The organism is Paraburkholderia elongata (genome assembly GCF_013177735.1).
Taxonomy (GTDB): Bacteria; Pseudomonadota; Gammaproteobacteria; order Burkholderiales; family Burkholderiaceae; genus Paraburkholderia; species Paraburkholderia elongata.
Window position 1 is genome coordinate 1 of record NZ_WOEZ01000153.1, and the last position, 21924, is coordinate 21924.

22 protein-coding genes and 3 pseudogenes are annotated in these 21924 nt (G+C 57.9%); 15 read left to right on the forward strand and 10 right to left on the reverse strand.

Features of this window, described 5'->3' with window-relative positions; all coding sequences use genetic code 11:
* Window positions 1–55: 55 nt before the first annotated feature.
* A pseudogene (locus GNZ13_RS53940) lies at window positions 56–227 on the forward strand (GDCCVxC domain-containing (seleno)protein).
* Window positions 228–1103: 876 nt separating this feature from the next.
* Here GNZ13_RS53940 and GNZ13_RS27695 read toward each other — a convergent pair.
* The gene (locus GNZ13_RS27695; protein ID WP_172170524.1) at window positions 1104–2420 is read right to left on the reverse strand and encodes an MFS transporter; all 1317 of its coding nucleotides are present in this window, start codon (window positions 2418–2420) and stop codon (window positions 1104–1106) included.
* 103 nt (window positions 2421–2523) lie between these two features.
* Entirely contained in the window at window positions 2524–3714 is a 1191-nt protein-coding gene (locus tag GNZ13_RS27700; RefSeq protein ID WP_172170526.1) for a mandelate racemase/muconate lactonizing enzyme family protein, read from the reverse strand.
* A gap of 245 nt (window positions 3715–3959) precedes the next feature.
* On the opposite strand from GNZ13_RS27700, the gene GNZ13_RS27705 reads away from it, so the two are divergent.
* The 3 genes from GNZ13_RS27705 to GNZ13_RS27715 all read left to right on the forward strand — a co-directional run bounded on the left by GNZ13_RS27705 (window position 3960) and on the right by GNZ13_RS27715 (window position 6677).
* Window positions 3960–4718: a GntR family transcriptional regulator gene (locus GNZ13_RS27705; RefSeq protein ID WP_172170528.1), complete on the forward strand. Its 759-nt coding sequence runs from the start codon at window positions 3960–3962 to the stop codon at window positions 4716–4718.
* Window positions 4719–4771: 53 nt separating this feature from the next.
* Window positions 4772–5722: a hydroxyacid dehydrogenase gene (locus GNZ13_RS27710; RefSeq protein ID WP_172170530.1), complete on the forward strand. Its 951-nt coding sequence runs from the start codon at window positions 4772–4774 to the stop codon at window positions 5720–5722.
* A 211-nt stretch (window positions 5723–5933) separates the two neighbouring features.
* Window positions 5934–6677, forward strand: coding sequence for a GntR family transcriptional regulator (locus GNZ13_RS27715; RefSeq protein ID WP_172170532.1), 744 nt, complete (start codon window positions 5934–5936; stop codon window positions 6675–6677).
* A 439-nt stretch (window positions 6678–7116) separates the two neighbouring features.
* Here GNZ13_RS27715 and GNZ13_RS27720 read toward each other — a convergent pair whose 3' ends face one another.
* Window positions 7117–8424 carry an MFS transporter gene (locus tag GNZ13_RS27720; RefSeq protein ID WP_328807301.1) on the reverse strand — a complete coding sequence of 436 codons (1308 nt, stop codon included), beginning with the start codon at window positions 8422–8424 and terminating at the stop codon, window positions 7117–7119.
* A gap of 549 nt (window positions 8425–8973) precedes the next feature.
* Here GNZ13_RS27720 and GNZ13_RS27725 point away from each other — a divergent pair.
* From GNZ13_RS27725 to GNZ13_RS27735, 3 genes are all read left to right on the forward strand, one after another.
* Window positions 8974–10209, forward strand: a complete 1236-nt coding sequence (locus GNZ13_RS27725) for an aconitase X (protein WP_172170536.1) — start codon at window positions 8974–8976, stop codon at window positions 10207–10209.
* On the forward strand, window positions 10206–10700 hold the full coding sequence (locus GNZ13_RS27730) for an aconitase X swivel domain-containing protein (protein WP_172170538.1): 495 nt from the start codon (window positions 10206–10208) through the stop codon (window positions 10698–10700). The genes GNZ13_RS27725 and GNZ13_RS27730 overlap by 4 nt, the downstream gene beginning before the upstream one ends.
* 147 nt (window positions 10701–10847) lie before the next feature.
* Window positions 10848–11255 carry a hypothetical protein gene (locus tag GNZ13_RS27735; protein ID WP_216675043.1) on the forward strand — a complete coding sequence of 136 codons (408 nt, stop codon included), beginning with the start codon at window positions 10848–10850 and terminating at the stop codon, window positions 11253–11255.
* 180 nt (window positions 11256–11435) lie between these two features.
* On the opposite strand, the gene GNZ13_RS27740 is transcribed toward GNZ13_RS27735, so the two are convergent.
* Complete coding sequence (locus GNZ13_RS27740; RefSeq protein WP_172170540.1) at window positions 11436–12350, reverse strand: GntR family transcriptional regulator; 915 nt, start codon at window positions 12348–12350, stop codon at window positions 11436–11438.
* Between the two features lie 199 nt (window positions 12351–12549).
* Here GNZ13_RS27740 and GNZ13_RS51625 point away from each other — a divergent pair.
* From GNZ13_RS51625 to GNZ13_RS27755, 4 genes and pseudogenes are all read left to right on the forward strand, one after another.
* Window positions 12550–12666, forward strand: a pseudogene (locus GNZ13_RS51625) (lycopene cyclase family protein); the annotation flags it as partial.
* A 25-nt stretch (window positions 12667–12691) separates the two neighbouring features.
* On the forward strand, window positions 12692–12769 hold the full coding sequence (locus GNZ13_RS51630; RefSeq protein ID WP_236002213.1) for a hypothetical protein: 78 nt from the start codon (window positions 12692–12694) through the stop codon (window positions 12767–12769).
* 150 nt (window positions 12770–12919) lie between these two features.
* Window positions 12920–13591 carry a DUF429 domain-containing protein gene (locus GNZ13_RS27750; protein WP_172170544.1) on the forward strand — a complete coding sequence of 224 codons (672 nt, stop codon included), beginning with the start codon at window positions 12920–12922 and terminating at the stop codon, window positions 13589–13591.
* An 858-nt stretch (window positions 13592–14449) separates the two neighbouring features.
* Entirely contained in the window at window positions 14450–15451 is a 1002-nt protein-coding gene (locus tag GNZ13_RS27755; RefSeq protein WP_172170546.1) for an H-NS family nucleoid-associated regulatory protein, read from the forward strand.
* Window positions 15452–15521: 70 nt separating this feature from the next.
* Here the strand turns inward: GNZ13_RS27755 and GNZ13_RS52755 are convergent, their stop codons facing one another.
* Both GNZ13_RS52755 and GNZ13_RS27765 read right to left on the reverse strand, forming a co-directional pair.
* Window positions 15522–15770 carry a hypothetical protein gene (locus tag GNZ13_RS52755; protein WP_236002211.1) on the reverse strand — a complete coding sequence of 83 codons (249 nt, stop codon included), beginning with the start codon at window positions 15768–15770 and terminating at the stop codon, window positions 15522–15524.
* 53 nt (window positions 15771–15823) lie between these two features.
* Window positions 15824–16135, reverse strand: coding sequence for a hypothetical protein (locus tag GNZ13_RS27765; protein ID WP_172170550.1), 312 nt, complete (start codon window positions 16133–16135; stop codon window positions 15824–15826).
* Window positions 16136–16325: 190 nt separating this feature from the next.
* On the opposite strand from GNZ13_RS27765, the gene GNZ13_RS27770 reads away from it, so the two are divergent.
* The 3 genes and pseudogenes from GNZ13_RS27770 (at window position 16326) to GNZ13_RS53950 (ending at window position 17456) form a co-directional block, all read left to right on the forward strand.
* Window positions 16326–16700, forward strand: coding sequence for a lysozyme inhibitor LprI family protein (locus tag GNZ13_RS27770; protein WP_216675044.1), 375 nt, complete (start codon window positions 16326–16328; stop codon window positions 16698–16700).
* Between the two features lie 177 nt (window positions 16701–16877).
* A pseudogene (locus GNZ13_RS53945) lies at window positions 16878–17135 on the forward strand (H-NS histone family protein); the annotation flags it as partial.
* A 27-nt stretch (window positions 17136–17162) separates the two neighbouring features.
* A complete protein-coding gene (locus GNZ13_RS53950) occupies window positions 17163–17456 on the forward strand; it encodes a hypothetical protein (RefSeq protein ID WP_328807303.1) in 294 nt (97 codons plus the stop codon).
* 85 nt (window positions 17457–17541) lie between these two features.
* On the opposite strand, the gene GNZ13_RS27780 is transcribed toward GNZ13_RS53950, so the two are convergent.
* From GNZ13_RS27780 to GNZ13_RS27790, 3 genes are all read right to left on the reverse strand, one after another.
* Window positions 17542–17802 (reverse strand): hypothetical protein, encoded by a 261-nt coding sequence (locus GNZ13_RS27780; protein ID WP_172170554.1) that lies wholly within the window; start codon window positions 17800–17802, stop codon window positions 17542–17544.
* Window positions 17795–18544 carry a DNA/RNA non-specific endonuclease gene (locus GNZ13_RS27785; RefSeq protein WP_172170556.1) on the reverse strand — a complete coding sequence of 250 codons (750 nt, stop codon included), beginning with the start codon at window positions 18542–18544 and terminating at the stop codon, window positions 17795–17797. The genes GNZ13_RS27780 and GNZ13_RS27785 overlap by 8 nt, the downstream gene beginning before the upstream one ends.
* A 91-nt stretch (window positions 18545–18635) precedes the next feature.
* Complete coding sequence (locus GNZ13_RS27790) at window positions 18636–18803, reverse strand: hypothetical protein (protein WP_172170558.1); 168 nt, start codon at window positions 18801–18803, stop codon at window positions 18636–18638.
* Window positions 18804–18887: 84 nt separating this feature from the next.
* Here GNZ13_RS27790 and GNZ13_RS27795 point away from each other — a divergent pair, with 84 nt between their 5' ends.
* Window positions 18888–19457, forward strand: a complete 570-nt coding sequence (locus GNZ13_RS27795; protein ID WP_328807302.1) for an H-NS family nucleoid-associated regulatory protein — start codon at window positions 18888–18890, stop codon at window positions 19455–19457.
* 12 nt (window positions 19458–19469) lie between these two features.
* Here the strand turns inward: GNZ13_RS27795 and GNZ13_RS27800 are convergent, their stop codons facing one another.
* On the reverse strand, window positions 19470–21290 hold the full coding sequence (locus tag GNZ13_RS27800; protein WP_172170562.1) for a hypothetical protein: 1821 nt from the start codon (window positions 21288–21290) through the stop codon (window positions 19470–19472).
* Between the last annotated feature and the right edge of the window lie 634 nt (window positions 21291–21924).

The window sequence follows — 21924 nt, forward strand, 5'->3', positions numbered from 1 at the left end:
CACGCGTTTTTAATGTGTTGCGGAGTTCATAGTAGCGACGCTCACGAACGAATCGATGCCCACCGACGCCTGTGTGTGGTTTTACGAATGTTGACCATTGCAAAACGGTGTTCAGGCCGAAACCCGGAGACTGCTGCGTGTACCGCTCATATGGCACCAACAGATGCCCGCCCTTCGGGTTCTATATCAGGTGGGAAGCACCACGCTCGCGCAGGAACCTCATCTAAAAGAGTTCCATGCAACTTATGGCTTTATATGTCGAAGAAACTCTCAGATTAAAGAAGAGGTTAAAGGCATATCTAGCGAATGGCTTTAGCCGATACGCAATCTAAAATTTAGTCCACGATAGGCAGGCATCGTCGGCAAGCGTGCGTCGTGCTGGGTGGTGTCGCGGTTGCGCGGTGTTGCTGATGGCATCAGCTATCTGAAGATTCCGGTGAGAGCGGTCTCCGCTCAGCTTGAGAATAGCCTTGGGAGGTATCCGATGCTTTCGCGAAAGATAATGGTAGCGACGGCACCAGCGAATCCGACGATGAGCGCCCAGCTTAGCCGCCGCCACTCAGTGGGCTGTCCGGCAGCTCTCGCTATTGATGCGAACGAGGGTCTGCGCTCTGTAAAAAAGTAGCTTGCAGATGGTGTGGATTCGTTGTCGCATCAAAACCTTTCCGTTGTGCGCAGGTCAGCGTGGTAGTCCACGAGGTGATGCAGATATACAAACGGGTCTTGGATGTCTGGATTCCGATGCGAGTGGGTCCAGAGGCGCGCCTGACGCGTCTCGTTGGGTGGCACGAGCCATTCATTGCATATCAAATGCTTGCTTCAGGGGGCGGGCGACCAGTTCTGATTGGGACAAAGCCGTTGCAAGCGCCTCGTCAAGGGCACTGAGTTCTTGCCACCGGGCTGCCCGGATTGTGGCCTCCAAGCCCAGCGGTTAATTGTCTGACAGAAGGTGCTTGGAGGCTCAGGTACCTCGAATGATGTCCACATAATCTATCGCCGTCGCCTGCCAACTCTGGAAATGAAGCGGTATGACAATGTGGTGGTGCGAACCGGGAGTTCAGGACGGAGTTGCGGCCTTGCGCAACTCCGTCCTGATAAATCGACTACTTCCTCGGTGATTTCGGCGCTGCGACGAGAATCAGGAGAATACTGATAGCTGAAATTGCGGCCATTGCCACGAAGCCACCAACGAAGGTTCCGCTGACTGTCTTGACATAGCCCAGGATGATAGGACTAAAGAATCCTCCTAACATGCCAATGGTACTGATGTAGCCAATACCCGCAGCCTTCGCGGACGCCGACAAATATTGGGTAGGCATGGTCCAGAATATCGCAAATGCCGTGAAGATGCCAATGGATGCAAGCGACAGAAGTACAACCGTGCCGTAGATGTTTGAATAGAAGAGACCGATAAGTGAAAAGCCGATAGCAGTTAGCGCGAAAGGAACTGCGAAGTGCCAGCGACGCTCGCGTTTCTTGTCCGAATGCCCAGCGATAGTAAGCATCCCGATTGCTCCGACGATGTACGGAATCGCGGACAGAATACCGATAGCGAAAACGTCATGGATGCCCGAATCCTTAATCAAGGTCGGAGCCCAAATGGCTAGCGTATTGTTGGCAGCGACGACGCCAAAGTAAGCGAGACCGAACGCGTAAATCCGCGGGAGCTTGACAACGTCGCGCAGACCAACAGCATTGTGATTGGCGCTTCCGTGGTCCTCCTTCAAGTCCTGCAGCAGAAGTGCCTTTTCTTCACTGGTGAGCCACTTTGCATCCTTGGGATAGTCCTGGAGATAGTAATAGGCGAAGATGCCGAGAGTGACTGTGGGCACCCCTTCGACGACGAAGAGCCATTGCCAACTGCTCATCAGGCCCCACGCTTCCGAATACTTAAGTATCAGGCCAGATATTGGGCCACCGATGACTCCGGAGGCTGTTGCTGCGAGATAGAAAAGCGACGTAATACGGGCGCGTCGACTGGCCGGGAACCAGTAGGTGAGGTACAGGATAACGCCGGGCATGAATCCCGCCTCGGCTGCGCCGAGAAGAAAGCGGACCAGATAAAACTGTGTCGGCGTGTGTACAAAAGCAGTTAGCGCAGACAGTAGGCCCCAGAGAACCATGATTCGGATGAAAGTTGCGCGCGCTCCTACCTTTTGCAGATAAAGACTGCTCGGGACTTCGAAGATGACGTATCCGATAAAGAACAGCCCAGCGCCGAGCGCGAACGAGAAGTCGCTAAGCGCCAGGTCCTTCATGAACTGGAGTTTCGCGAAACTGATGTTGAACCGGTTGAGCTGGTTGATGCCGTACGCCAGAAACAGAAAGGGAGCGAGCCTCAGAATCAGTTTCCGGTACAGCCTGTTTCTTGTTACGTCGGCGAGTTCGGCAGCCTGGTCCATGTAGGCGCTAGTTTCCATGTCTCTCTCGTTATTGGGTTGATTGATACAAGTTCAGTAACGGATACTAAAACTGCATTCTCGATGCGGTCGCGCTGGCGAGGTAAAATTCTGTCGTTCTGTGTCAGCTCGATTTCCGGGAAGTGTCAACGAACGCAGCTTTCTCGCGAATGTGCTCTCGCAATTCGGCCAGATTCGGCACGACGCCGATTCCGGGCGCATGACCAAGATGCACGTGACCATTGGTGAGCGTGTCGAGTGGGCCATGCAAGAGGGTGCGAAGCGGATTCGGATTTGCATCGATTTCAAGCGTGCCATCTCCGCCAGTCGCCGCAAGCAGATGAGCGGAAGCAAGAAGTCCGACGCCACCGCCGAGATAGTGCGGGCAATACGTAAGTCCGGCCGCTTGTGTTGAACGGATGACGTTCAGGCAGCCAGAAATTCCACCCCATTTGGCTGCGTCCGGCTGGATAACTGAGAACGCGCGTGACGCGATTGCGGCGTTGAACGCGTCATCGCCGGCGATGTTTTCGCCCCCCGCGAGTGGCATCGGGGCGTTTCCTGCAAGCGCTTGCCATTCGCTCAACGGACGGTCGCAACGCAGAGGTTCTTCAAGCCAGCCCAGATTGAAAGGTGACAGCAGAGGTGCGATTTCAAGTGCCTGCGCAAGGGTCCACGCCTGGTTTGCATCGACCATCAGCCGGCGAGTTGGGCCAATGATTTCCCGGAGCATTCTCAGGTTATTGATGTCGCGGTCGACTCCAAAGCCGACCTTCAGTTTGAACGCCTCGTATCCCTGCTCGAGCTTGTGGGCGACAAGCTGAGCGGAGCCAACCGGGTTCAAGCCACTCGCGTAAACGGGAATATTGTCGGAGGTGCCCCCAAGCAGATTCCAGAGAGGAAGCCCGGCGCGGCGGGCACGCAAGTCCCATAGCGCCAAATCCAGTCCGGCAATCGCCTGTGCGAATGGGCCAGGTTCACCGGACTGCAAGGCGAGCACTGCGGTGCGCTTGGTCAAGTCACGGAACACATCAGCGGGGTCGGCAACGCGGCTACCGGCGAGCATCGGGGCGAAAACGGTCGACACGAGGGCTGCGCGATGCTCGGCGCCGCACGCCGGGAAGTTGGACCAGACTTCACCCCAGCCGGTGCAGCCGTCCGAATCAGTAACTGAAACAAGCACAGCAGGACGGTCGTGCATTGTGCCAAACGACGTTCGCACGGGTGTCGCAATTGGGCAGCGAAGAACGTGAACGTCGACACTTTCAACTGTGAACGGCTCGACCTCGACTTCGCTTTTTTCAACTTGCTTCATTTAATGTGGGCCTCTTATTGGGGGCGGATGTCCTGAAAAAGACTTGAGACTAAAGTATGGTTTACCGTACTATAAGATGTTACGACGTTCAACATTTCTCCTGCTGCCCCAGGGTTTACGAGCAGTACCGCTCGCGGGAACCCACGGTGACAGGAGACAGCACGCGAACGTTTGGGTTAAACGCCTGGTAACGGGTGACGTCGTTGCACACAATCCACAGTTCTACTTGCTCCGGTGAACCTGCCATGACGCAAAGCCTGTCGTCGAGTTCCGTACCGCTGTATCTGCAAATTGCCGGAACGCTGCGCGACAGAATCGTTCGGGGCGCGTGGCACACAGGCGATGCCATTCCGACGTTCGACAAGTTTGCCAGTGAATTCAACGTGGCGAGAGTGACGACGCGACAGGCTGTGCAATTGCTCATCGCCGAGGGGGCGCTGTTGTCTCATCGTGGACATGGCATGTTTGTTACCGCAAGCAGGCGCGCCAACCTTGCTCAGATGAATCGTTCGATGGCACCAGAGCCTCTGGGGATTAACAACCGCAGTCGAATGCCGCCGGTGCGTGCGACTGAAGGCAAACTCGCTTCGTGCTACACGCACATGAAGCGAAGTCACTCCACTGATGGCGTACCTTTCTGCGTGATTTCGCTATATCTGGACGAGCGGATTTACGCGAGTTCTCTGAGGCGTTTTCGTGAAAACGCCGTGATTCCGCTTCTTCTGGAACCACCTTTTCCTATTGCGCGGGCACATCAGACACTCACGTTCGATAGTACAGACGCTGAATCTAAAGGACTCCTTTGCGTATCGGTGAATTCCCCGGTAGCGCATGTGCATCGCGTATTTTTCGACCAAGATGATGTTGTAATTCATTGTGCGGATGTCGTCTATAGAGACGATGTTGTACGCCTTGATATGAAGCTGTACCCAGACGACTTGTCACCTAGTCAACGGGAATTTTTCTCAGACATCCCTAACCGCTCTAACGGTCTGTTCCACTAGAAAAGAAAAGTCTCGCTTTTATCGATGTTAGAAAGTATGAGGAATGTTTAGACATGAGCACACAACGAAGGAAAATTGTAGTTAGCGAATTTATGGATTCGTCCGCGGTCGAATCACTGCGAAAGCATTTTGACGTGCTGGACGACCGCACTCTGGTTGACGACCCCAAACGTCTGTTCGAGGCTGTGCATGATGCCGATGCAATCGTTATTAGAAACCGGACACAGATAAATCCGGCACTGCTTGAGCGTGCACCGCGTCTGTCTGTTGTTGGCCGTCTTGGAGTCGGGTTGGACAATATCGACCTGAAAGCATGCGAGCAACGGCAGGTCAAGATTATCCCGGCGACGGGCGCCAACGCCCTGGCGGTCGCGGAGTACGTGATTTCGACGGCGATGATGCTGTTGCGCGGCGCCTATCTGTCGTCCGCCGAGGTTGCATCCGGGGATTGGCCTCGACCGCAACTCTCGAATGGCCGCGAGTTTGCCGGTAGCACGCTGGCGGTGGTTGGCTTCGGAGGCGTTGGCCAACTCGTTGCTCGACTGGCCATTGGACTCGGTGTTCAGGTTATAGCGTTTGACCCGCAGTTGGCCGGGGATGCAGAAGTGTGGCAACTGAGCGGCGTGCGACGTGTTTCTTTCGAAGAGGCGCTCGCCCAGGCCGATGTATTGACCTTGCATGTGCCGCTTCGCGACGAGACGCGGAACCTGCTGGGGCCAGTCCAGATTAAGAGCCTGAAGCCCCATGCCGTCGTGATTAACGCGGCACGTGGCGGAATCATTGACGAAGCGGCGCTCGCAACCGCATTGCGTGAAGGGCGTGTGGGCGGAGCCGCGCTGGACGTGTTCGAGGAGGAGCCCATGCGCGACGGCTCGATGTTCGCTGGTCTGCCGAATGTAATTTTGACTCCACACATTGCGGGGTTGACGCTTCAGTCTAACGAGCGTGTCAGTACTCTCATCGCCGCGCGCGTGACGGAAGCTTTGTCTCAGGGCGGCTGCTGACTCCTCTTTCGCAGGAAAGCGCTGTTGCTTGACGCTTGACCGCCGTTAAATTGGTACGAAGCCAGGAAGCGATTTTGCAAGTCCAGAGAGTCTGCATCCTGGCAATGAAGTTCGACCGTCACCGGATTTTCTCTGCCGCGCTCACGCCAACTCATCACGAATTGCTGCACACGCGTTATAGTAAAGATTCTAAAGTACATAAGTATCGATAATGTCGCGCGCCTCGTCGAGCCCAATTCCCCTGTACCTACAAATTGCCGACTCGCTTCGGGACCGGATTGCCCGCGGAGTTTGGCAGCAGGGCGAGATAATTCCGACTCTCGAGCAGATTGCCGACGAATTCGATGTCGCGAGAGTAACAGCCCGCCAGGCCGTACAACTCTTGATGAGCGAGGGTGCGCTCACTCCTCAACGAGGCAGAGGCACCTTCGTTTCCGCAACAGCACCAACGTTGAAGCCGGTGCAAGTTGTCACAACCCTCGCGGCGCTGGTCGAAATGTATCAGGCAACGACCCAGCAACTGCTCACTGTCGAAGAGAACAGGAGAAGGCCACCTATTACGACAGCTGACGGGGTGCTTGCGGAACACTACGTGCATATGAAACGGGTGCACTCTTCGGATGGTTTGCCGTACTGCGTCATTTCCCTGTACCTGGAAGACAAGATTTTTTCGATGTCGCCCGACAGGTTCCGCGAAGAGCTGGCCATCCCGACTCTTGTGGAGCTCTCGCCGCGCTCCATTGCAAAAGCGCGACAGACTCTGACCATCGGCAGCGCTGACGCTGAGACAGCACGCTTGCTGCGGGTACCGACGGACTCTCCCGTGGCTCGTGTCCAACGTGTCTTCAATGACCTTGAGAACGTCGTTATTTACTACGCAGACGTGGTCTATAGAGGTGACGCAGTCAAGGTCGAAATGGATTTGGGAAGCCTGCCTGTTAAAAACAGCAGCTAACCGATGGCGCCTGAGTAGCCGATACGCAACCTTCGCGGCAATCCTTTCGCTTCGCGCCTCTCGATATAAGCCATCAACCGTTCGTTGAGGGCGCGGTCGAGGCAATAGGTCACCTCGTGTTGTGGCCCACCGAGGCCCACGACCTTTGAAACCCGAAGCGCGAATCTCCGCCGCCGCTTTGTTTGGACGGTCCCCGGCGTGGCTGCAGCAGGGTGGTCCGTTGGCGGACAACTGTACGCAGTGCCTGGAGTTCGCGTCGTGGACGTCGCGATGGGTAATGTGTGCCTGGCTCGCGCAGGTTTTCGGCGGACGTCGCCGGCTATCAACGAGCGAAATCCGCGTCGAAGGTTGTTATATGCAATTCTCGCCGAGGGCGGATTCCTCGGCATGGGGGCAAGTTGCATGCGATTCTCGATAATGGCATGCAACCATGCTCACGCTAAATAGTACGTTGAACTCCTGCAGTACTGCCTTCGAGTGAATAGAGGGAATCGTCCACTGCGAGTGGTTCTTCTGGCCGCATCCAGAACGAACAGACGATACCAATCAGCAGCATGGCAATGGACAATCCGAATGGCAGAGCCCAGTTGCCCGTACGGTCGATTACGAATCCGAACGTGAGAGGAGACAGCACTCCTGCGACCCCGAATCCGATATTCATGAAACTACTGGCAGTGCCCGCGAAGCGCGGTGCGATATCCATCGGCACCGACCAAAGCGGAGCGATTACGAGCTCCATGCAGAAGAAGGCACAACACAAACTGGCAGCCACGACGGTGAGGTCCTTGACCAGCAGGACTGGCGTCAGAAATGTGAGCGCACCTACCATGCCTGCAATGATGACGTTGCGTCGTGCCTTTTTCAGGCTCCCGCTTTTCCGGTACACCCTGTCGCTTATTGCGCCTCCGAGCGTGTCACCGAGAATCCCGGCTGCAAAAACCCCCGACGTGAAGAGCGCAGAGTTCTTCAGGTTGAGGTGATAGCTGTGTAAAAAGAAAGACGGAAGCCATGTGAGAAACACCCACAGCGTCCACGCGTAGCAGAAGTCGACGATAGTCACCGGAAGCATTCGCTTCAACAGGCGGCGGACTGGCACCTTGACCTTATCAGTCCGGTCTCGCGGCACTGGCAACGCGGCCAGTTCGGCTTTCGATACACCTTTGTGGAGTGCCGGTTCATCCCGAAAGTACCGATACCACACCGCCACCCACAGCACGCCAATCAGTCCAGCAATGACGAATGCTACGCGCCAGTTCCACAGCGTCATGAGTAACGCAATCATTGGCGGGGTTAGTGCGCTGCCTACCCGGGAACATGCGTGCGTGACTCCCTGCGCAAAGCCCCGCCGTTCGACCGGCAACCAGCGCGACATGGCGGAAGTCGCGGTGGAAAGCGACGGAGCCTCACCGACACCAAGGAGGAATCGGCAAGCAGCGAGCGACCAGAGTCCGCCGGCGAACGCAGTGAGCACGGACGCCAGCGCGACGGTCAGTCCGAACCACGCCAGAATCCGTCGCGGCCCAATCTTGTCGCCGAGCCAGCCCCCGAAGAGTTGCACAATGGCATAGGGATACGCAAACGCAGAGAAGGCAAAGCCCAGTTCCGTGTTCGAGAGGTGCAAATCATGCCGGATTGCTCCGGCCGCCGTTGCGATATTGACCCGGTCCGAATACTGAATCAAATACAACAGGCAGATAAGCAGCAACACCAGGTCTGCCGCAGTGGGTTTCCACCGACGAGAAGCCACGTTCCTGTCTCCTTGCCAGAAGTTTCTGGCAGTTGTATTAACGCGTATCAAGACATCGTAAGGCATGCTAGTGCCATAATTCCACGCATGTCAACCAGGTGGATTCGCTAACTACCGGGTTTTCTGAGGTCTTCTGCTGAACCAAGACCGAAGCGGTCATGAAAATCCGACTCCGAAGAGTGGCTCCACTCGTCGCGGCACTCGAACTCGCCTTGTCAGATAACTCAAGCCATCGTCCCAGTGTCAAAGCGGCCCCACTTCTCCGAGCATCCACCAGAGACAGACATATCGGTGTTGACAACGGCATGTCACCCCGCTAGGATTCGCTCATGTTGTCTTAATACAAGTTAAGACAAGCAAACAATCGTTGACAGACATTGCCCCACACCTACGGTGGCAGCGTTGTTTTCGAAATTGCGCGTTGAGCCCGTCGACTAATGAGGGTGGTGGCTGTCCCTATGCCCGCAGGGCCAGCGTGCCCGTCGCGGGAGGAGGCGTTGTCGCCCGACGCGGATTGCCCCACTTTACGAATCACTATGGAGACTGCGAATGCTTCTCAACGATGAAGAGACCGCAATGCTCAGCGGCGAGCGCGGCAAGGTCCTGCAAATGGCGATGCGCCATCAGGTGCAGGTCGGTGAATTCTTCGGCGCGCGCGACTTCGTGCCGGTGACGCAGGCACATGTGATGGCTGACACGGAAAGTCTCGGTCAGGCGGGCGTCATGTGGCTGGAGCAATTGTCCGAGGCAAGCGATGGGCGGCATGTCGTCTGCATTCCCACCATCACGGACCCACGCGGTACCGATTTCAGCAAAGCCAACGACCTTGGACAGCGCGACTGGATGGTCGAACTGGAACGCCGCGCAATTCACGCGTTCGAGAGGCTCGGTGTCAGCATGACGGACACCTGCATCAACTACCAGACTGTGCTCGCGGCGACGCGCGGCGAACACGTTGCCTTCGGCGACACTGGCGTCGTCATCTATTCGAATTCGGTGAACGGCGCGCGTTCGAACTTTGAAGGCGGTCCTTCCGCGCTGTCGGCGGGACTGACCGGCCGCACGCCGCGCTACGGTTACCACCTCGACGAAAAGCGTCAGACTACGGTTCGGTTCCGCGTCGACTTCACCCCGCGTACGCTGAACGAATGGGGCGCGCTCGGTGGTGTGATTGGCCGTCTTGCCGGCAACTACTGGCAGGTTCCGGTCATCGAGGGCATTGAAGGAGCGCCGACGTCGGATGAGCTCAAGCACTTCGGTGCCGCGATGGCCAGCTTCGGCTCCATCGCACTGTTCCACATGGTTGGCATTACGCCGGAAGCCGTTCGTATCGAAGACGTTGGCGGTGACAGGCTGCCGGTCCATCACCGGATTGACCGCGCGCAGATAGAAGCCCTTGCGGCCAGCTACGCGGTGACGAAGAAAGTGGACGTGGTTGTCTTCTCTGCTCCGCAACTGAGTCTCTACGAACTGCGCTCGCTTGCCGAAATCTGCGACAGGCGTAAGTTCAAGGTTCCGCTATTGGCAGTCACCAGTCCGCAGGTCGCGCCGGACTCTGAAAGGTTCGGCTACACACGCCGTATCGAGAGCGCCGGCGGGACGGTTCTGGCTGGCATGTGCTTCTACCAGTCGTATGCGCGCGAAATGGCCGAAGCCAAGGGCTGGAAGACGCTGGCCACCAATAGCGCGAAGCTGGTGAACATTCTGGGCGGTTACGGCTATACGCCGATGCTGGCGTCGATGGAAGAGTGCGTCAAAGCTGCCGAAACGGGAGAACTGGCATGAACGAATTCGTATTGACGGCGCGCCATGCGCTCGGAAAGAAGGTGTCGGCAGAAGCACTGGTTGCAAAGGATGGCTTCTCGGCCCGCTATGACCTGAACCGCCTGCAGGGTGTTTTCTCGCGGCCCACCCACAAGTTGGTCGGCCAGTCATACAAAGGCCGCATTCTTGTGCTCGATACTGCGAAAGGCGGTGTCGCGAGTGCATGGATGCTGCACGAAATGCAATCGCGAAACATGGCGCCAGTCGCAATCGTCTTCAACACCGTGAATCCGATTCTTGCGCAAGGTGCGGCGTTGGGCGGCATCTCGATGCTGGCCGGCTTCGACCGGGACGTCACTGAAGTCGTACCGCACGGCTCATTCGTCGAAATCGACCCTGAAGCCAAGACACTCCGCGTCCTGCGTATGTCCGTTGGAGAAAGCACGCCGGCATCCTTCGCTCACGGGCAGTCTGAAACTTCTCCGGTCCACGTGGTACCCCCACGACGCTGAGCATCCATGTGACAACAACGCGGACGTGTCTCGCGGCGTTGTTGTCTCAACATGCCCCAGCTTGCGCCGCACGCAGCCATGAACGCGCTTCACCTGCAGATTCGAACATGCGTCAGGAGAGCAATCCGGCTACCGGGCTCCCACACCATGTTGCTTTGGGCCGTTGTTTTCGGTGTGACGGGGGCATTTGCAACGGCGCCGTTTCGCGAGGGAATCGACCTGCTACAGGAGCTATTTGGCGCCGAGCCGGGAAATATCATCGAGATGGCCAGGCACCTGTCGTGGCCACTTCGCATCGCCTTACCAGCGGTAGGCGGCGTCGTTGCCGGCACATATCTCGTAATAGCCCAGCGACGCACTATCACCATCGGTGACGGCGTTGTATCCGTATGGCAAAGCATGTGGCGAAGCATCTCGTCGCTCTTCACATTAGCTAGCGGCGGGTCGATAAGCCATGAAGGCTCGACGGTTGCCGCCGGGCTTTACGCCGGCGGCAAGAACGTCGCAATTCTGGTGCAGAACCAAGGGTTGTACGCAGCCACTAAAGATGACTGACGCTCGCTTCACTCGTATGGGCGACGAACTGCGGCGCATTCGCAGCCAGTTGGTCTAAGGCTGTCCACAATCAGCCTGACCGCCCGATGGATTGCCTCATCTGCCAGTCAGCGAAGTTCGAGAAGCCAAAGAGGTTCGACGTTCACTCCGAAGAAGGCGTGAACATCGTTCTACGCCTGGTCATTTTGCACGGTCCAGCGAACTGGTCCCGCTGATATTCTTGATGGACGAGCCGACGGGCAACGGCCCTTGCACGCTCAGTGTGAACTCATAATTCTCGGGGCGAATGTAGAACGTCGTGTGTTCACGAAGCGTCCCGTTGCTTCCAAATGATTCGCGCTCCATAACCAGTAGCGCCGCGCGTGATGGGAGCCCGAGGACCTGACCGACCGAGGTGCCAGCGGTACGCGCACGAATGCGAATTTCTGCCTTCGCTACAGGCATGTTCAGCAGACTTTCCAGCAACACGTAGATTGGATTCCGGTTGACTTGCTCCCAGGTCAGCCCGCTTGCCTCGGGCGGCAAATATGAAACGACAAGCGCGATGGGCTCATCGTCGACCAGGTAGAGGCGCTTTAGCTGGAAACAATCGCCATCCCGGGAACCAAAGGCCTCTTTAACAGGCTCCGGTGGAGATGCAGGTCCGAACCCCAGCAGCTTTGTCTTCGGTTCAACACCTTGCGCGACAAGCGCGTCGTAGAAGCCGCGCATTGGCTTCAGGTCATGCAGAAACTTTTGACGTGACACGAACGTGCCTTTGCCTTGCTTGCTGACCACATAGCCTTCGGTCAGTAGCTGCGCAATTGCCTGTCGTACCGTGACCCGACTGACACTAAAACGTCGGGTCAACTCATTTTCACCGGGCAGTTTGCTGTCAGTCGCAAACGTGCCTGCGTCGATGTCGGCACGCAACAGGTCGGCAATCTGCACATAGAGCGCCGTCGCGCTATCCCGGTTGAGCAGCGGTTCGTTCTGAACGGTCGCAGCCTTGGATTCAGCGGTCGCGGAATTCTCATTTTCGGCCACTGGTGCTGCCGGAAGATGGGGGGGCGTCTGTCGACGTGAGGAGGTGCGTTTCTGAGTGTTGTTTTCCATCGAGTTTCGTCCAGAGATGACCAGTCGCCTCGCCTTTTTCAATTCAAAAAAGCATCTTCGGTTCAAATTCCAGCATGCGGCGCGCTTTTCCTTGCGGCGTCTTATTCGCTGTTGTATCAAGATACTAAGACATCTACATACAAGTTGCAATTGCCCACGTTTCTCCACAAGCTTGGGCGAAAAATGGAGACGCCGCGGCATGCAAACATTCGACTACGTCATCGTCGGAGCAGGTTCGCCAGGATGCGTTCTTGCAAACCGGTTGAGCCAGAACGGCAAATTCCCGGTATGCCTGCTAGAGGCAGGCCCGAAGGACGGGTGCCTCGCCGGGAAAGCACATGATGCGGCTGAAAATCGTGGATGCAGATACAGAGCAGCCGATGACCGTGAAGCAGGCTCTGTTGCGTACGCTAGGTTAGATGTCTCCAAATCGGAAAAACGCAGCGATGGGTGCAACGTAGAGATAATCGAGTGAGGGTTCCCGTGCAGTTCAGCGACGACAACTCCCCGGTCTATTCTGCGTTCCTCCTCTGCGGCCGCCGGGGCTTATTGAAATCGGCAATTGCACTATGAGCTCTGGACGAGCTGTAGCTGGAATCGATATTGGCGGCGACCGGAAGGGAAATCATCTAGTTATCCTGCGTGGTACCCAGATTGTGTGCAACCTCCGCAAAGAAACGCCGGAGCGTATGCTCGAAAAATGCTTCGAATTTGAGGTAGCAGCGGTGGGCATTGACGCACCCTGTAGGTGGCGAATTGGCGAGGCTGGCAGGCAAGCTGAGAAGTCTCTTGCTCAGCAAAGAATCTTTTCGTTTGCCACACCGACTCGCGAAATGGCCATGTCCAGTAAAAGCGGATTCTACGGGTGGATGTTCAACGGCGAGCGTGTATATGACGTATTCGCCCCACACTTTCCTCTTTTCAAGAATGGTGAAGAAATCGGTGACCGAGTGTGTTTCGAGACGTTTCCCCACGCGATAACTTGCGCCTACCTTGGGAAGGAAGTCGCATCAGCGAAGAAAAAGGGAACTCAGCGCCGAGAAATCCTCCAACGTGAGGGGGTCGAGGCAACGTTACTTCGGTCTATCGACGACGTTGATGCGGCGCTGTGTGCGCTGACGGCAAATTATCTACTTGAAGGGAGAGTCGTTGCGTACGGTGATGAGCTAGGGGGATTCATCGTCGTGCCCGCTCCCTCCGTTCACGGTATGCGAGTTAGTTCAGACCTTTCCCACGACTGAACTAATACGGCTGATGCAATAGCGGCAATCATATTCCAGGAGGACTGGTGTATCTGAGACGACATTTGGTCTTGTTGCTGTCAATGGCAGCGTTTGGTTCGACCGCGGCATGGGCGAGCGATATTCGATGTGCGACCACGCGACAACCGGCTGAGCGCGTCATATGCGACCACGCCATCCTGAACAACGAGTACGAAGATATCTTCGCGCAACAGCAGGCTCTGCTGAGCAGTGGGAAACTCTCGCCCGCACAACTCGCCCGGTGGAGGCAATCGCGGAACGCCTGCACTGACGTCCACTGCATCGACGGTGTATTTGTTCGGTGGGCGGTGATAGCCAGGTCTGTCGAAACCACTTCTCGCGCTGCTGTGGCTCCGGTTATGGCCTCGGCTACTGCCATGGCCCCTGTCGGACCTGCTTCGGAAGCAATCGTCCTTCCCGCATCCCAAGCCTTGCCGACATCGGAAGCATCTCTTGTGCGTCGAGGGAGTGCCGCCGGCGTGGCGCTTCCGCAGCCTGTGGAGACTCAAGCCTCTTCACCTACGGTAGCTTCTGCTCCTTCTAGCGCAAGTGAATCCCGTAGCGCGACCGGCATGAGCGCCGGCCTGATGACGGCCTTGCTTGTCGCGGTTGGATTCGGTGTTCTCTTCCAACGCCGAAGGAGGAACGGTGGAAACACCGGGGAACCACCAAGTAATGTTCGCGGCAAGGACAAACCTTGAACGGACCACATTGAAGGGCATGGAGCGCGGCGACGCAGTGTTGTGATTTTTGGTGATACGCCGCTTTAGTCAATGCGCTAGCCTTTTCTAGCGCGACCGTGGCATATTGCGACCACCTTCATAAGGAAATCACTTTATGGCAACGACTTTGGAAGCAATCCAGGCAAGAATGAAAAAACTGCAAGCACAGGCGGACGCATTGACGACAAAAGAAACCGCGAAGGTTTTGAAGACCATCCATGAGTTGATGGAAAAACACGGCCTGACGGCTGCGGACATTGATGGGCATCTTGGCGGCAAGCAGCGGGCGAAGAAGGTCGGAGCGAAGTCTGTCGGCAAGAGTAGTGCTGCTGCGGCCAAGTATCGCGACCCAAAAAGTGGCGCGACTTGGACCGGACATGGCCGCGCGCCCCAGTGGATTGCAAGCGCGAAGAACCGAGACAGATTCCTGGTTGAGGGAGCAACGGAGGCCACGAAGCCGGCTCCTGTCAGCAAAGCGAAGGCTGATGGCAATTATGTTCGCGGGCCCCAGCCGGCGCTTTATCGTGACCCAAAGAGTGGCGCGACATGGAGCGGTCGCGGCCGCGCGCCCGCGTGGATTGCTGAAGCCAAAGACCGGAATAAGTTTTTGATTGCAGGCGGCGCTGAAGCAATCGTTGCGACGACCGCGGGTACTGTGAGCAAGGCAAAGACTGCGGTCAAGAAGGCGGCGTCGAAGTCAGTCGGCGCGACCGGTAGCACGGGCCAGCGGAAGGGACCGCAGCCGGCGCTTTACCGTGAGCCCAAGAGTGGTGCGACCTGGAGTGGGCGTGGTCGGGCGCCGGCGTGGCTGGCATCGGTGAAGGACCGCAGCAAGTTTTTGATTGATGGCGCCGGCGCGGCGGCCGATGTGAGTGCTTCGACCAAGACGAAACCTTCGGCCAAAAAAGCAGTTGCCAAGAAAGCCGTCGTCAAGAAGGTTGCGGCGACAAAGACCGCACCGACGAAGAAGGTTGCGGTGAAGAAAGTGGTTGCCGAGAAGGCCGTGAGCGCGAAGGTGCCGGCTAGGAAGGCGCCGGCGGAAAAAGCACCGCGCCAGAGCGCGGCTGTGCCCGCTCCGGTGGCCACAGTCGAGTCTGGCGCCGGGTTGACGACCTAAACGTAGTTGCCAGGTGCCCGGTGGACCAGTGATTTTCTGGTTCCACCGGGTACACCAAGCCGACGACGTTTTATTGCGCCTGCGCTGCTTGACGTTGCGCGGCTTGCTGTTGAGCCTGCTCTTGAGCGTGCTGCTTCGCAAGGTGCCTGCCGACCATGCAGCCACCGACCGCACCAACGACGGCGTGGTGCCCCGCGTAATGCCCAGCGACCCCGCCTACCACCGCGCCCTTGAGGCAGCCTGCGGCGTTTGCCGTGCCTGCCGTTGCGAAGACTAGCGTTGTTGCAATCAAGGCGGTTCTTATCAAGCTAGCATTCATTCAAAGATACTCAGAGGTTGAATTTATCGGATGTGGCGCCGTCCGGTGTCGTTTCAATACCCGCGCCAATCACGACGCTCGCGCCACTCGTGCTCACGCCATTCCTGGCGGCGCCATTCACGTTCACGCCACTCGCGACGTTCGCGCCATTCGCGGGCCCGCCAGTCGTCGTCACCGCCGTACGCGACGGCGACAGGTGCGGGAGCATACACGACGGGAGGTGGCGGTGCGTACACCGGTTCTGCAGGCGCATACACGGCTCCGGGGATGCCCAATCCAATGGCGACGTCGACGTGTGCCGATGCTGCCGTTGATGCTGCCAGTACTGCCAGACCGAGCGCTGCGCCGAGAATTTTCTTGTTCATCTTCGCTACTCCTCGCACATTGAGTGCAATGTCAGTGACTACGGCTCGGAGTGTAAGGAGCGATGTCGGACACATGTGAAACGGCGGTGCGATATTGGTAACGGGGGATTACCGAAGACTCGTGGACTGACGGCGAACTAGCGCTGTTCGGATTCGGTCTCATCTATCTCGATAGAAGGAGCGTGCACGGATGAACTCATTTCAAGGCTCACGGCGTTGCCGGTCGGCACTCGGCCTTGCAGCGTTTGCATTGCAACTCCTCGCCTCCACTGCGGCGACGGCGGCCAGCTTCGATTGCCAGCAGGCACAACAACCCGACGAGCGCGCGATTTGTGCGTCCCGCCAACTCAGCGAGATGGACGTGGAAATGGCGGTGCGCTTCGAGATGCTGATGGGACTGGTGCCGATGGGGACGCGCGGTCACATGGGGGATGAGCAACAAGACTGGCTCGTGGCCCGAAACAAGTGCGGTTCGAATCAGCCCTGCCTCGTTGCGGCCTATCGCGACCGGATTGCGGTGTTAAAGGACGAGTACGCGCGACTTCAAAGCAGGGGACCTTTTTGACGCAGCAGTGCGGCTCGCCATGAAAGAGAAGGGTTTGATTTCTGCTGCACGCGCAAAGCGGAAACAGGCGTTTGCCGACTGCTCCCGGAATGCCGGCCGTAGCGCTTGCCTGGATACTCGTGGCATAGTGCGGCCAGTTCAATCGCAAAGAGGCGAAAATGGCACGCCCGCCCGCCGATGTGGATTGCAAACGTCAAGGACCGCTCCAAGTTCCTCATTGCAACTGGTGCTGACGCTGCTCCCGCAGCGAGCGTGGGTGCTGTGAGTAAGTCGAAGAGTGCGACCAGGAAGGCCTCGGCGGTTGCCGGAGCGCCTGCTCACAAGGGCCAGCGGAAAGGCCCCCAACTTGCCAAATATCGTGACCCTAAGTCGGGCGCAACCTGGAGCGGGCGCGGCCGGGCTCCGGCCTGGCTTGCTGGTGCCAAAGACCGGACGCAATTTCTGATTGATGGCGCCAGTGCTGTGGCAGATTCAGGCGCTGCGAGCAAGCCGCAAGCCGTCGCGAAGAAGCTCACAGCGACGAAAGCCGTACCGACGAAGAAGGCGGCGGTGAAGAAAACTGCTGCAAAGAAGGCGGTGAACGCGAAGGAACCGGCTAAGAAAGTGGCTAAGAAAGCGGCTAAGAAAGCGGCTGTGACGAAGGCCGCACCGGCTATGGTCAAGAATGCGCCGGCGAAGAAAGCGCTGCGCAAGAACGCCGCCGCTGTGACTGCTCCGGTGGCCACTGTCGAGTCTGGCGCCGAGTCGACGACCTGAGCGCAGTTGTCAGTTGCCCTGTGGAGCAGCGACCTGCTGGCCCCCGTGCCCAGATGACGAGCACGGGAAGTGTTTGAACAGCCTGCTAGACAAAAGGGTTATCGACAGTACTGGTCGGAGCCGGCGGCTCGTCGGCGACGTGCTCTGGCAATGACGTGTCTCTCTGCAGAACATCGACGACGCTCCCGATGGCCTGCTGCAGCGCGAGTGCTGCCTTCAGTCCAACCTTGTCGCGCGTTATCTCCAAGGTGCCGGATATAACGATGCGTACCGGGTCGTTGGTTACGGTCAGCGCATCGCCCTGAATATTCAGAATGTCCGTATCGTTCGCAAATGCCTTAAACACCTTTCAGCCCTCCGATTCGCTTGTCCTTCAGGGACTCTGGGATGCCGGGGAAACGCAGACCGCTCGCCGCTTCCAGCTCGTGCACAGTCCTCACGTCGTACCGGTTCGTGGCTTCATTGTCAACCACAACTGCAAACGCAAGGTGCCGCGATGGAACATATACGAGTTTGAACAGCTGAGTGGGTACGAATACGCCTGTTGCACCGATAGTTTTCAACTGACGACCGGTGAACATCGGACCGGTCACGACATATGTGTCATCAGCACTGACCGCTATACGGCGAACCGCCTCTTCGATGTGGGCCCATAAGCGACGGTTATTCGTCGGATTCTGTGGGACCATGTTTGCGAGCGAGAACGATTCCGCCATGGCTTCGTCGTTCCACCGGTCGCCAGCGGGACTCATGTGCCCCCGGTCGAAGCCGCTCTTTCGATAGTCGGCGAGCGTCGCACCGTCGCCTTCCGGCAGAGCAGTTTCTTCATAAAACTTGTTGGTGCGGACCTCGCCTTTCGCGGCAGTCAGGTGAGCGCTTGTCAGATGTTCGGCTGACCACAAGGGCCCATGGGTGACGCCAGAGTGAAGGACCTCAAAATCCGAGTAACACAGTGTCCTGGTCTTTGCCGCCAACTTCGCATTCGCGAGGACGGGAGGCTGTCCGTTCGGACTGAACTGAGGACATGCCGGACCAGCAGAAGCATGCGTTGCCACTGCGGCTAGCAGGGCTGCTAAGAGTTTCTTCATTCGCATTGGGAAGCAGTAACGGTGCGGGCGAGTATAGCCGAGCCATAGTTGAACTCAAGCACGTTGCGGGAGAAAGGCCACTAATATCTGGTTACACGGCTGCCAGCGCAGCGAAAGTCTGTTTGTGAAATAGTTCATCCGCTTGACCTTGATGCTTTGCGATGCGATTTTGCAGCTGTTCAGGGGGCGCCACCTCTTCTTGTAAGGTGCAATTGCCGACATCCTGAAATTGATGGCAAAGCACGGTCATTGACGTCATGCGGGCACCTGCGAGATGCGGCGGAAGCGCGGTCGCCCTGCTGGACCAAAGGTCGTTAAGAAAGCAGCGGGCGACGCCGCCGCTGTGAAAGAGGCTGCGTCGCAGACGAAGGGCAAACTGCCTCCAAAGTACATCAACCCAAAAACCGGCGAAACGTGGAGCGGTCACGCTCGCCCGCCGGCCTGGATTGCTAACGTCAAGGACCGCACAAAGTTCTTGATTGCAGGTAGTGCCGAGGCGACTGTTGCGGCCACCGCGGGCGTTGTGGGCAAGTCAAAGGCTGCGGTCAAAAAGGCGGCCTCGAAGTCGGTCGGCGCGACCGGTAGCACGGGCCAGCGGAAGGGACCGCAGCCGGCGCTTTACCGTGAGCCCAAGAGTGGTGCGACCTGGAGCGGGCGCGGCCGAGCTCCGACGTGGCTTGCTGGTGCCAAAGATAGGTCCAAGTTTTTGATTGACGCTGCTGAAGCGGTAGGCGATGCGAAACCGGCGGTCACGAAGGTTGTCGCGAAAAAGGCCCCGACGACGAAGAAACCTGCTGCCAAGAAGGCCGTGAGCGCAATGCCGGCGGTGAAGAGGGCGTCCGCGAAGAAGGCCGCGTCGGCTGCGGTAAAGAAGGCGCTGGCGAAGAAAACGCCACGGAAGAGCGTGGCCTGACTGCTCCGGTCGTTAGTCCACCTGCTTGCCCAACCTCGACGTCCACTCTTCCACCTGTTCCACGGTGAGTGGGGTCGTCTTCTCGAGCAGAGGCCGATTGCTCTCGCGGAGAAATGCCACGACCGCTTCGGCCCCCCTTAGCGGCAGGCGCAAGGCTACCGTGCTGACGAGGTTATTCCGCGACCAGTCATCTCCGTCCATGCCATTGTCCGACAAACTCCAGAGAGCGTCGGCTTGTTCGTCGATAACGTACTCGTGGATTGAGCGCATGAGGGACGGCTCGCCATTAACGTTGGCCAAAAGGCGAGCGCCATAGCGCAGCGCTTCCGCAGGGACCACAGGCCTTTGAGGCCATTCCCCGAACTGCCGAAAGGCATTGTCAATCGCCTGAAATGCTCGCTCGCGGGCCTCGGCTTCCATACGACGTTCTTTACCCTGACGCTGTTGGCTTACAACGCCGTCAATCTCCAGTTCGGTTGCGGCGCGCACGGTGAGTCGGAATTGGTATTCGTGGCACATGCTACCGCCCACGCTGGATGCATCCTCGACAAAGCGGCCTTTCGAGCACTGTAGGACGACATTCCAGCGCCCGTCACGGGTCTTGTAGGTGCCGCGGGGAAGCCCGTTGCCGCTGCGGTCTGCAAAATGGTACACATTCCAGGTACCCGAGCGTGCGTGGGCCTTCTCGGCGTTGGCAGCAGCACCGACTTGAGCCAGAGTCTCGCGGCGCTCGCCGGACCCGCGCGTGTCGATATTATGTGCGGTCGCCTTAACCGTTTCCTGGCCTGCTGACATTGCCAAGGCTTCCGCGTACGGCCGCATGCGGTTCAAGGCACGCTGCAGGCTTTTGCGAGCAACTAGCGGCACTTCCCAGCGGCTGGTGCTTCGGTCGAACTGGGCACCTGGCACGCCGCGAACGAGATTGACCATCTGCTCATGATAGGGAAAATTCAGAACGTACTTGTGCCGTGAGGCGGCCGAACCAGTGCGACTTACGCAATCGTCGCTCCTGGTGATTTCGAGTGCGCCGATTTTTCCCGCTAGTGGTTTCGTTGCTTCCTCGGCCAGCAATGCCTCGACCCGTGCGGTTTCAGACGCAATAGCGCCCGCTGCCGAATCGCTACCGCGCGGCGCCTTGCCGAGCTCCAGAGCAATTTTCTTCAATCGCTTGCCGAAGGCAACTTCATGCTCTCGGGGGAGGGTCCAGGTTTTCCGCAGTCCGTCCCACCGTGCCTTAGACGCCTTGACCGCCTTTACGACCGCTGCGTCGTAGTTGAAACGGAGCTCGAGCTGGGTGTCGTGCTCTTTGACCGTGAGCCCGAAGGTTGCTGCGGGCCAGTTCTGGTGGGCAAAGTCGACTGCGTCCGAGGCGTCTTTCGCTGCTTTCTTGTCGAGCTTAGCCCGCTGCCTGGCTTCTAGCGCCAAGGCCTCGGGTGTAAGCAGGGAGCTTGGGTCTCCAGACGCGAACGCTGACTGCACTTCGGCCAACGCATTGCGCTCCTGCTCGCTGCGGGCCACGCGCACGCCCCCGGAATGGGTGTCGACCGTCGCACGGCCCGACTGTCCGGACCGCTCTGCCTCTGTCGGGCTTTCGAGGGTGCTGACGAAGCCTTGGCGAACAGTATTCGCATAGACCACAGAACCCCATCGCAACCCGCGTGGTGTCATTGCGAGGTGCAGCATTTGCAACGCGACTGACGTGTTCGGTCCGATTTTGTACATTGCAGCGCACGGAATGAATGCGACCGTGCCGTTATCCAGCACGAGTACGTTGCCAAGTGGGCAGTCGGCTGTTCTGACGCCGTCGAAGGCGGGGATGACTGCAGGATTCATTTATCTTCTCCAGGAGAGCTTGTCGTCAGGTATAGGCAAATATGCAGCTACAGATTTTTGCGTTTAGCGATTCCGGCCTGTCTCAAATCGAAGGGCAACTTTGAGCATGGGGCGCTCGCTCGATATCGATGCCACAAGGCGCATGGCGACTGTGCTTCTCAAATCATTTCGAAACCCTCTGGCCACGTCGTCGATGCACGCAAGCGTGGGCGACCAATACGGCATACGATTTCCGAAGGCGGGTACCCCTATGCGTAGCGAGCCACGCTTATACGAGTCGGCTTCCAAAGGGGCGCGCTTTTTAGATTTGTCGTTTCGCAACTCCGCCGAGCATCGGCGTCACCTGAAACCTGTTCACGCTCGCACCCAGCTCGCCGCTATCGTGGGTGGCGGACAGCGCGACCAAAATACTGGGTGGCGGGATTCCGTTGAAGGCCGACGAGTGATTCGTCTGGCCCCGGGTCACCGAGGCGCGGTCCCCGACGGCCGCGACCTTCCCGCATGTGCGTGCTAGCGGTCGGGAGCAGGCTTCGCCCCGTCGTCCGAGAAAAACCCGAAGCGAATTGAGATGTCGGCTCGTATGTCAGCAGGCGTGATTGCGCCTGCGACGGGAGTGGGTAGTTGTTCAGCGTCA